This is a genomic window from Arsukibacterium sp. MJ3 (assembly GCF_000987765.1).
GTDB lineage: Bacteria > Pseudomonadota > Gammaproteobacteria > Enterobacterales > Alteromonadaceae > Alishewanella.
Genome location: NZ_LAHP01000035.1, coordinates 1 through 10784, shown reverse-complemented (window position 1 = coordinate 10784; position 10784 = coordinate 1). Strand labels below are relative to the sequence as shown.

The 10784-nt window shown below is 42.3% G+C and carries 12 protein-coding genes and 1 riboswitch; of the genes, 7 read left to right on the top strand and 5 right to left on the bottom strand.

The features are described from left to right. From VT06_RS18650 to VT06_RS16125, 3 genes are all read left to right on the top strand, one after another. Positions 1-184 (top strand): hypothetical protein (locus tag VT06_RS18650; RefSeq protein WP_235357460.1); only part of this gene is annotated, 184 nt, incomplete at its 5' end. A gap of 176 nt (positions 185-360) precedes the next feature. Beyond that, positions 361-1599: a tyrosine-type recombinase/integrase gene (locus tag VT06_RS16130; RefSeq protein WP_046555359.1), complete on the top strand. Its 1239-nt coding sequence runs from the start codon at positions 361-363 to the stop codon at positions 1597-1599. Between the two features lie 225 nt (positions 1600-1824). Beyond that, positions 1825-2010, top strand: a complete 186-nt coding sequence (locus VT06_RS16125; RefSeq protein ID WP_046555358.1) for an AlpA family transcriptional regulator — start codon at positions 1825-1827, stop codon at positions 2008-2010. Between the two features lie 52 nt (positions 2011-2062). Here the strand turns inward: VT06_RS16125 and VT06_RS17665 are convergent, their stop codons facing one another. Together VT06_RS17665 and VT06_RS16115 are read right to left on the bottom strand one after the other, a co-directional pair. Further along, positions 2063-2743, bottom strand: a complete 681-nt coding sequence (locus tag VT06_RS17665; protein WP_052750325.1) for a hypothetical protein — start codon at positions 2741-2743, stop codon at positions 2063-2065. Between the two features lie 2 nt (positions 2744-2745). After that, positions 2746-4617 carry a Calx-beta domain-containing protein gene (locus VT06_RS16115; RefSeq protein ID WP_046555357.1) on the bottom strand — a complete coding sequence of 624 codons (1872 nt, stop codon included), beginning with the start codon at positions 4615-4617 and terminating at the stop codon, positions 2746-2748. A gap of 70 nt (positions 4618-4687) precedes the next feature. Then, positions 4688-4777, bottom strand: a riboswitch (cyclic di-GMP riboswitch). A gap of 131 nt (positions 4778-4908) precedes the next feature. Here VT06_RS16115 and VT06_RS16110 point away from each other — a divergent pair. Continuing rightward, positions 4909-5190: an exonuclease domain-containing protein gene (locus VT06_RS16110; RefSeq protein WP_052750324.1), complete on the top strand. Its 282-nt coding sequence runs from the start codon at positions 4909-4911 to the stop codon at positions 5188-5190. 262 nt (positions 5191-5452) lie between these two features. Here VT06_RS16110 and VT06_RS16100 read toward each other — a convergent pair whose 3' ends face one another. Beyond that, a complete protein-coding gene (locus tag VT06_RS16100) occupies positions 5453-5737 on the bottom strand; it encodes a helix-turn-helix domain-containing protein (RefSeq protein WP_046555356.1) in 285 nt (94 codons plus the stop codon). A gap of 141 nt (positions 5738-5878) precedes the next feature. On the opposite strand from VT06_RS16100, the gene VT06_RS16095 reads away from it, so the two are divergent. Beyond that, positions 5879-6637, top strand: coding sequence for a metallophosphoesterase (locus VT06_RS16095; protein ID WP_046555355.1), 759 nt, complete (start codon positions 5879-5881; stop codon positions 6635-6637). A gap of 747 nt (positions 6638-7384) precedes the next feature. Here VT06_RS16095 and VT06_RS16090 read toward each other — a convergent pair. Further along, complete coding sequence (locus VT06_RS16090; RefSeq protein ID WP_046555354.1) at positions 7385-8590, bottom strand: hypothetical protein; 1206 nt, start codon at positions 8588-8590, stop codon at positions 7385-7387. A 72-nt stretch (positions 8591-8662) separates the two neighbouring features. On the opposite strand from VT06_RS16090, the gene VT06_RS18500 reads away from it, so the two are divergent. Both VT06_RS18500 and VT06_RS18495 read left to right on the top strand, forming a co-directional pair. Then, the gene (locus VT06_RS18500; RefSeq protein WP_200898009.1) at positions 8663-8809 is read left to right on the top strand and encodes a hypothetical protein; all 147 of its coding nucleotides are present in this window, start codon (positions 8663-8665) and stop codon (positions 8807-8809) included. Further along, a complete protein-coding gene (locus VT06_RS18495) occupies positions 8806-8946 on the top strand; it encodes a hypothetical protein (RefSeq protein WP_200898008.1) in 141 nt (46 codons plus the stop codon). Before VT06_RS18500 ends, VT06_RS18495 begins: the two co-directional genes overlap by 4 nt. 165 nt (positions 8947-9111) lie before the next feature. On the opposite strand, the gene VT06_RS16080 is transcribed toward VT06_RS18495, so the two are convergent. Continuing rightward, positions 9112-10557, bottom strand: a complete 1446-nt coding sequence (locus VT06_RS16080) for a hypothetical protein (protein ID WP_046555353.1) — start codon at positions 10555-10557, stop codon at positions 9112-9114. Positions 10558-10784 lie beyond the last annotated feature (227 nt).

Below are 10784 nucleotides of genomic sequence, written 5' to 3'. Positions count from 1 at the left end.
AATCCGATCACTTAGCGTAAAAAGAGACTTGGCGAAAAAGAAGGTTATGAAGCGATCGGATAGAACCGAAATGACTGTCTGTTTTTACCGGAATACGCAGCGTTCCGGCCCTGCCGCCCGTGGGGTGCGCAGCGCCACCAGGGCGGCAGCGAAAATAGCGTTGATTTTAAACAACAAAATTTAAAAACTATTCTTTTGCCTACTATTCTCGTTGGCGATTTTTTTGCGGTTTATTCATTCAAATGGTTTCACCGTTGAAGCCGCATCAACGCCCCCCCAAAATGCCTCTTACATTCAATTTAAGGTTTGGTGTAACTGCACCACGCAAACTATTTAATAGCAACAAACGAGGTAACCAACATGCCAAGAAAAATCAGTCCTTTAAGTGACGCTGCAATTAGAACGCGTAAACCTGGTCAACTCACCGTCACCCTTTATGACGGAGAAGGCCTGCAACTTCGAATTAGCCCCCATGGCAACAGGTCCTGGATCTTTAACTATGTGCCACCCCATCACAGCGGCCGAACTAACATCAAACTTGGTACTTACCCGTCAATGGGGTTGGCACAAGCTCGCGAGTTAAAACTTCAGTATCGTCAATTAGTATCCTCCAAAATAGATCCTCAGCGCTGGTTAGAAAAACAAAACTCCGCAGCAAGTATCAATGCACAAAATACCCTTCAGCAGGTTTTCGAAAAATGGTTTTTAATCAAATCCAGTACCATATCTGCCAGGTATGCTTCTAAAATTCAAGGTTCATTCAAATTACATCTTCTGCCAAAAATCGGGCATCTACCACTATCTGAACTGACAGCACCCCATGTTATTGAGATCTTGCGCCCCTTAGAGAAAGCGAAAAAGCTTGAGACGCTATCTAGGCTTTGCCAGTTTATTAATCAGTTAATGGTTTGGGCCACCAACACCGGTGTGCTTCAATTCAATTTATTAAATGGAATTAAATCGGCTTTTTTAAGCCCCAAAAGCAACAGAATGCGCACGATAGAGCCTGCAGAGCTACCCGCAGTGATGCAGCAGCTTAATAATACCAATATTGATGTGGTGGCTCGTGGTCTGTTTGAATGGCAACTACATACTATGGTGCGCCCGGGAGAAGCGGTCAAAACTCGCTGGCAAGACATCGATTTTGCCAATTCAATTTGGAATATCCCCGCTGAATTTATGAAGAAGCGTCGCCCTCATCAGGTGCCGTTGTCCAAACAATGTATGGACATACTCGAACTGATGCAGCAACTGGGAAACAATGAATTCGTTTTCCCAGGACATTATGATAAACGCAAGCACCGCAGCAGTTGCTCAGTAAACAATGTAATTAAGGCAATTGGTTTTAATACTAAATTAGTAGCTCATGGCATGCGTTCTCTCGCTAGTACCGTATTAAATGAGCATGCGTTTAACAGTGATTGGGTTGAGCAAGCGCTTTCGCATACTGACAAAAATACAATCAGGGCCATCTACAACAACGCCACTTACCTGGATCACCGCAGAACCATGATGAACTGGTGGAGTGGCTATATCCAAACTGCCGCTAAAAGCATGCTAAGCCCGCAACGTTTTAATCTGAGTGCTTTAATAATGTAAATTCAATTGGCTTTATGACCTGCTGGCCGGCAAACTAATCGGTTTGCCGCCAGCATACTCACTGATAAACCGCTTCAAAACCAAATATACTACTGATTTATATAGAAAATACCAGATTTCGTCATTTTCAACCGTTTTGCCTTCAAATTGAATTGACTAATTTCATCATTGCGACTGCCTTCATCATCGCCGAAAATAATCTCAAGATAATTTGAGGTGAAATCAATGCAGTTATTACGATTAAAAGAGGTGCTAAAAATCGTGCCGATTAGCAAATCCAATTGGTATCTAATGCAAAAGCAGCCCGATGCTCCGAAACCAATTCGATTGGGGCCAAATACCGTCATGTGGTATCAAAGCGATATTGAGCGTTGGGTGCAGCAGCAAGCTGACAAGGACTGGCAGACATAAATTCTGCCAGAGCCTCTATGACGCCGTCATTCATAGACAGCCGTCGTTTCAATCAGAGAGCATGCTCGTTGCTGCGATATTTTCTGAAAAATGCGGCTACACACAGAACCACACTGGCGATAATATTAATCAGTGCGCCAAACTGAAATAGCGCAAATAGATTTGGAGTATTTCTGCCGACCCGGCCATAGCGAAATAGCTCCATAAGATCAGAAACCATGTTGTAGTACTGGAAAAATAGCAGTGCCAGGGCCACACCGGCTAAAACACGGGTGTAGAGCTTTGTTGCGCCACCATAAAAGAAGATCGCCAATACGATAAGCAGCACAAACATCAATTTGCCAGTTGCACCGGCAATAAGGCTTACTGAGCCATACAGAGGAACCTCAACCACAGAAAAAAACAGTGATATTAAAACTACCAGTGATGCGAAAAATCCGAGTTTATTATGCAAGCCATGAGCAAACAACGCGCTGATTTTCTGCCCGACATCTGAGCTGTGAAAATCGGCAAGTTTGTCCGTCACATTCCCCATATTAAGTTGAACAGCGCTTTTTATCACAAATATTTCAGAAGCAGCTTTATCGCTCGCTACAAAATCTACTTTATCGCCAGTACGAGGATTACTACCGGATTTCCAGTCAGCACTGGCAAAATCATATCTGTCACCACTATCATTCCTGATAATGCCTGTTTTAGTTGTGTCATCATAATGCAGAACTGTGCCTTCCATTTTTATTTCCTTTCGTTGTGGAATTGATTAGTAAACTTGCGCCGCGTTAGCACCAATAGGCCAAACAAAGTAGTTAAGAAGCCAAATGAACCACCACTTGATTCGCTACCAGAATCACCGCCACCATTACCACCGCCACCGCTTACAGGTGGTGCTGTTTCATCATCAGTGATGGTTACAACGGCTGTTGTGTTGCCTGTTAACAGGCCAGCAGTTACAGGTGCAATATCCACTGCAAAAGTGCGTGAACCCTGAAAGGTGCTGTTGTTAGTAATATTAACAGTGACCGTAGCAGCAGCCTGACCATCAGCAAATGTAACAACACTATCCAGCGCCGTAAAATCAGTACCTGATAACGCGGTTTGATTGCGTGATTTAACAGTTAACTGCGCTTCACCATCAGTACCACCAGTGCGGTTAATAGTCAGTGTTACTGTGCCTGCATTTTCCACTACTGAGTATGCAGCAGGGTCAAGGGTGACAGAGCCAATTACAGGCAGACTTGTCGATTGAATGTTTACCTGCACCAGTTCTTCCGTAACCGTACCAGCAGAGCTATACATCATTTTTACGCTAAACTGTGTATGTTCAAATTTACCCTCACGCTCTAACGCTGTGAAAGTGACATCGCCATACGCTTCACCAGCAGCAAACGCTACCTCCTGCCAGCCAAAGTTAAAGTCGCGCTGCTCCCACGCTGAACTGTCTACAGCCATTAATGCTACACTAACAGGGTGCGATAAATCACCTAACCGCTGTAAACGTAGAGTATGCTTTCCAGAACCCGAATCAACAGTAAATTCACTTTCAGCAAATTCAAAGTTGGTACTAATAACCGCCTTTTCACCAACAGCAGTTAACAATGGTGCGTTGGTGCGAACTGCGTCTGAGTTGTCTGCTACGCCTGCAATGCCGCAGGGCTCGCCATTAAGGAATACGTCAGGGTCAGAGAAGAATAACTGAACGTCACCAGCACCCATAACAGTACGTTTTCTTGTTGTCGCACCGGGGAATGATTCACCACAACGATGTGCCTGATGGCCTTTACCATCTGTATCTTCATCAGGGTGGTTAGCGCCAAGAACATGGCCAACTTCGTGAATTGTAATGTAGCCATACTGAGCAAGATATAGATCGATATTTGCTTCATCTGCTTGTGAATTGATAAAATCAGGTATTCGAATAACATAATCATCAAAGTGTGCAGTACCACCAAAAAAATTACCTAGACCAGCGATGTTGCTACCGCTATCTGTAATGGTGCGAAGATAGTGAAAAGTATCTGCGCCAGTCTGGTTAAATAATGCTGTGGCAGTTTCATATACCTGAGTTTGACACTTAGGGTTATTTTCTTCGAAGTTTTCAGTTGCACACAGATTAATTTCAAAGAATTCATCATACAGTGCATCTGTATTGCCAAGCTCAGCACGCTCAATATCAAGCAGGTGAATATACGCAACACGGTAACGCGCATTGACATTATTGATGGCAAACGCAGCATTAACTTTGTCGTACTGCGTCTGAACGCGGTCGTACATAAACTGTGCGCCATTTTCAATAGGCTTGTCATTTTCATCAAACCGGAATGGAGTAGCTAAGTCCTCAACGTAAGTGGGGTGAACGTACACGATTACATCAATGATGTTTTCTGAACTAACATTGGCGCTCATTGTGCGTACTGCACCATCGGTAAAGGGGGCTGCTTTGCTGGTTACCGCCTTTTTGAATCGAATGTCGCTCAGCGCATTAAGCGCAGGGCTAGAAAGGTTATCATGGCCGCACTGAGGCGTATGCTCATGCGTTTGCGCGAAAGCTGAGCTAGATAAAGCAGCAATTATAATTGCTGGAATAGCGCCGAATTTAAATTTGTGCATTATTTACAATCCATCTTTAAGTTACTGAAATGGCTAACAGGCAAATGCACAATTCGATATTAATTGATATTGATGCAGCCTGGCGACCATGAGGGTTATTACCCCTTAAGGCCCATAGCTTTGCGTGTGCAGCTTTTCAACTGACGTGCCAAGATGGTAATCTAAGCAAGTCTTAAATATTAAGCAAGTAATAATTTTTTTAATAAGTGATAATATTTTTAGCCATTCCTGGCGACTTCAAGGCGAGAATTGAAGTCGCAGTATTTGAGCGACAACACAGGAGAAGCCACATTGAGATTTATAGCCTTTGATTTGGAGTTAACCTGTGAGCAGGATATTCTAGATTATCCCCATCAAATTATTGAGATTGGGGCAGTATTATTCGAGAACGATGAGTTTATTTCTGGATTTCAAAGTTTCGTGCAACCCGTCTCACCTTACCAGGTAACATCTTTTTGCACGACATTAACCGGCATCAGCGCAGCGCAGGTCAGCACAGCACAGCTCCCCATATTCAGCGGGTCGCTGCAGGGTTTAGCCGGTTTATTGAAGCCAGTAACGCACAACTTGTGATTTCTTGGGGGTAAAGCGACAGCGGAATTTTGCAAGCGGAATGTTCGGCCGCCGGCATCGCGTCTCCACTTAACAGTGTGCAGTATCAGAATTTTAAGCAAACATTTTGTAAACAACGAAAAATTAAACGAGTTGGCTTAAAAACCGCTTTGCAAATTTGCGGTATTAGCGCTTTGGGCCGGCAGCATTCTGCCGTATCCGATGCAGCCAATTTAGCACGGCTATTTAGCTATACATTTAAGACTAGATAAAATAGTCCCGCTTAACGCATGTCACCTTGCTTGGCTTTGCCGTGCGATACGATAACCTGAGCTAGCTCGTCTTCTTCGCAATAGAAATAGGCGGTTGGTATTTTAAGAACTTTTGCTATTTTCCGGATAAAATTAAAATCAGGGGTGTGAACGGCATTCTCATACTGGCTCATCCTGGCACTGGCTACTTGTTCATCTAAACCCGCCAATATACCAAGCGTTTCTTGCGTCATTTTCGCAGCAAGCCTGGCTTCTTTCAGCCGTCTTGGTAACGGTACAGCATTATGTGTCGACATCTTGGCACCAGAGCGAAATCAGTGCTTAAGATTCTCTTAGAAAGCGCGCTGCGCTTTGTTAAGTAATACTTAGATTAGGATGAGAATTCCCTTGCAAATTACTGGTAGTATTAGAACGCATGAACAAATTCAGGTGACAACATGAAGTTACAAATTCTCAGCGATATTCACCTTGAGTTCGGTAATTTTGATTTGCCATCAACAGATGCTGATGTATTGGTTGTTGCCGGTGATCTGCATACCGGCACAAAAGGCGCAGAATGGTTGCTCGCCCAAAACTTCGATATTCCAGTTATTTATGTTTTGGGTAACCACGAGTATTACAAACAGACCTACCCCGTTTTGCATGAAAAAGTGCGTGAAGTTTTAGCCGGCTCGTCAGTACATTTTTTGGAAAACCAATTCGTGGATATTGATGGTGTGCGATTCCATGGCATGACGTTATGGACCGACTTCGAAATTTCAGGAGATGCCCGCCTAACCGGGTTCGAATGCCAGCAACGGATGAACGATTACAAGAAAATTAAACGCGCGCCCACTTATTCTAAAATCCGTCCGCAGGACATTTCAGTCATCCACAAACAGTCACTCAATTGGCTCGAAAACTCTTTGGCGCAGTCAACGACCGCAACCAATGTGGTGGTAAGTCATCATGCACCGTCAATAAAGTCAGTACCCGAGCACGCGCAAACCAATCCGATTATTGGCGCTTACGTTTCTAACCTGGAAGAGACCATTCAGCGGCACAAAATTGCATTATGGCTGCATGGCCATATCCATACCAATGCAGATTATTATGTTCATGGTTGTCGGGTTGTTTGTAATCCGCACGGATATAAAGACCATGCGACTAACCCAGATTTTAATGCCGGCTTGGTGCTGAGAGTTTCTCTTAACTAAATAACTCGGGAGATCTGGATCATTAGTACAGGTCTTCAGGGCCGTCCCGCGAATTTAAAGTGGGAAGCCAGCAACTCATGGTTAGGCATACAGCCCAAATTAGATTACGCTGGCCAAATAAAGCCGAATAATCCATTTACCCGGCTCTGCTGGTACTTTCGGCAGAACATTCTTCGCTGCGGCAGCTTAAGGTTGCACTTAAACGGCTAAACTTAATAAGTACTGAAGCACACCCCGTTATACGCAAGTTAAAATTACAACCAACGCTCGCATCTTGGCAAACTAAACTGTCTAAGCTTAAAAATGAGCGGTTGACATGAATTTGTTTGATTTATACGAAGACAAATCTAAGCATGCAGAACTAGCAGAATTATTTAACTACACTTCCACACAGCACCAACTGGACCTAGCCGCTAATTTTCTAGAGAAAGAACTTTGAGTTACCGAGGTTCTGAGGCTGCTATATGATGATAAGCTACTTGAGCTAAAACTTATTCCCTGCGTCATTTTATTATGTAGTGGCCAATTCCCTATTAGGGCTGCACTAATTTTTGATATGTATTTGTCACCTTGGTACTACAGATGCTATACGTCTTTATACGCGTAACCGTTGTCCTACTAGGACAATCTGTTTCAATTATAGGCTCTATTAACGTTGTCATACAGGGACACGTCAATGATCTGATATTAGATCATTAGTGCAAATTAGGGCTTTACGTAGTGATCTCATACCAAGACTTAATTTAGTCAGGAAGTAGTGCCGGTCTTCGACAAAAAATGTTCGTCCGTTTTGCAAAACTCTTTGAAACGATCTTCAACCGCGGTCTCATATTTCGAGTATTCAGCAAATTGCTCACAAATCAAGACGGGGTTTATGCCGTCATTTAAAAGCGATATTTGAACGTACTCAAATACCTTTACGATTACAAAGTCGAGCAAACTTTCATCAACTAGAGCAGAATGCTCTGGTGAAATTGCTTTTATGAAGGTCTGCTGTAACTCCTTCACAGATACCAAAACAGGCTTTATATTTTTGCCGTTCAAGACACCACTTTTAATTCTGGATATCCGCTTTTTAAACTTACTCACGTCAGGGTCTTCTAACTCATACGGCAATTTGCTCTTGGGGTCTAAATACCAATCAATATTCAGTGTTTCTGCCCTTGCTAAGTCTCTGTAAAATCCCTGCCATGTGCTCTTTTTATCAATACGATGTTCGCTTTTCTCCCATGCTCTTTTTAGCCGCTCCATTAGCAAGTGATTTGAATTAATAAAACTAGGCTCTGTTCCATTTATAGCTATTTCAGGTAAAAAGCTATCGACTAAAGAATTGTGTAAGGAAGTACCATTATCATCAATAAATGAGCATTTAATATAGAGACTTAGTATTGCAGCAAAATTTAGCATGGAAGCAATCATCAGTTTTGCAGCTTCGGCTTTGTCATGCTGACTTAAATCAACATCGATAAGCAGCCACTCAAGATGTGAGCGCCGCAAAAAATCGTAATTAACATCCGGAGCGTAACTTTGGCATTCCGTTATGAAGGCAGAATCAACATCGCAAAGATATCCAATAAAAGCAAAAAACTGCTTTAACCGAGCTTTGCGTACTGGATTAATTTTAGAATTATCAAGAAGTACGCTCTCTGCATCTGCATATAACTTGAAAATGGTCCAGGCACCTATTTCCTGAATTGGTTTTGCGTTAGCCGCCGCTTCTGATCCGTAGCGCCTGAAAAATTCATCAGCTTCTTCTTCAGTAATATCTTCAGCTCTTATCTTCCGGAAAAACGCATGGTCGGAAGTCACATCTTTATTCTCAGGTTTTAATCGAATTACGTTTAGAAAAAATTCAGCCAAGGAATCCGATTCAAAGACTGCTTTCGCGACTACCTCTGGCCACATTAAAAAATTCAATCCACATTGCAGTTCCTTTGCCAACATTTCAGTCATTTGTCCCTTATTTATCTTTATGACTTTGCGACTATAGCGATGCCGTTGGGCAATATCAACCAAGGAGCTATTTTGAAAAAGCACATTACCCCGCATGACAACAACGCTGATATTCGAAACAAAAATCCAGGAACTAAAGGCACCAACCGTCAATACGACCTTGCACAAGGTATTCGCGGTAAACAGTTGAACCCAAACCAAAAGGAGAAACAGCAATGAGTAGAACAGCAAATGATGATCGCAGTGACAGCATGAACCCTAATAATGATGCATATTGGGATAGTCTGGACAATCATGCAAATCAGCTAAACCCTAACAATGAAGAGTACCGGGGTTCCGATGAGGAAGATGATTAATATCACGCTCTAAACTATAAACTACCAGGTCTTGCTCTTTGCCCATTGAGCAACTAGCAAGACCTGTCATCTAGCACCTTTGAAATAACTGGCTCAAGTTGCTTTGGAGAAACTGCTGGTTATGAAGCAAATACGCCTAATTCAAACTTTCACTTTTTTACTATATTAATTGCTGTTATTAGCCTTTTTGTTGTCACTGTAAACAGCCCCATTAGCTCCAAGACCCAGTCTCAGTAAGTCTTGCCAGAAATCTCTCTGCAATAGTGGATATCGTTTAAGCAACACATTTATTTTAGCCTCCAGATCTGTAGTAAAGGTAAATAAGGGCGCTAATTTAAATGCAGCTGTTAGCGCATCAGTGAACTCCCAATAGCCTTCACCATGCAATACGTCTACAATCTTTTGCTGTTCCAGAATCGTATCGTCATTTTCTGCAATGGCTTCTTTTAACTCAATGTCTTTTTGCACTAGTTTTGCCAGAGTACGTTGCAACTCCGCATTGCGGACATTTAAAGCTTCTTGTTGGAGTTCTAACTGCCTAACCTGCTCGTTAATCCGTTGATATTTCCGCATATAAATTGGCTTTTTAGCATCCAAATTCCGGTGCTTTGCTTCTGCGCTGTTACGCTCTTCAATTGGCGAAATCTCAGCATGAATGCCTTTTTTATTTAACAGCACTTCATTAATGTGCTCAAAGAAACATACTTGCAAAGTGGAGCCAACTTTTTTTAAGTCCTCTTTGCTCAAGACCGAATTGTTAGACTTTGCTAGAAGATCAAATGGTAAAAAACAGCTGAAAACTTTTTGTGGGATAGTTTTAGGTAGCTGCCCGTTAGACCAGCCATCAATAAAATAATGAACATGAAGCCTAACTTCATCAACGTGAGCGACTATGGCAATGATTGGGTACTCGCTAAAATATTTATCCAAAAAGCTTTTCACTGCAAAAATCAGATCTGAGGAGGTTAATTCATTTTCGAGCTCTGCAAATCCGACTGTAAGCGGATCCCTTAGTGGAAATGTCAGGATCCCCTCCTGCACAATAGTACTTTTACGGCATGGATATCTGCCCTTACGTTTCTGCCTGGAGTAAAAACGTTCGAGCTTCTGTACTAACTGTTTTGGTCGAAACTCCTGCGGCAAATCAACAAAAATATCTTTAAGCTCATCATAATTAGAACCGTCCTTCAAACACCGACTTACCATTGAACTCACATTATCTGGAACATTTTTCTCAATCGCCTTAAAGGCGGTTCTTAATGCAAATTTAGCAGAAGCTATTTGCTCATTTAGACGTCCTTTATTTGCCGGTTGTTGGTAGTGGCTCACAATTGAATTGATAAATTCGGTATTCATTCCAAAGGTCATAAAGGTCGAAAAATCGAGCATTGTATTTGGAGCCAAATTTTGACCTTGAGCTAAAAAGCTGTTTCCTATCCAAAGTTGATTTGCCGCTGTCTGTGTGCAATCCCACTTCTGCATGTTTTCCTGACGATAGACAGTTTCGCTCTGGTCAACACGTAATGTGTGGGCCAGTGTTGATCTCAGTGTTGTGCCAGCATTGCTTCCCAGAAAATTTAATGTTTTAAACAATAACTTTATTTTTTTCATCTCAAACCTCAATTTAAAATAATTAGCCTAATTACATCGAATAAATTCGATGTAGGAATTAGTGTAAATTAAGGCTGCCTGAAAAAGGCTTTTGAAAAGTGCTCTGTTTTTGTCGTAGACGTTTTTCCGTGAGCGTAACACCAACCGCACATTCCAGCTTTAGCTAAATCTGCTTACCCTGTCTGGATCTACAACCAGGCAGAGGTTTCACATGAACCGCAGAGCAT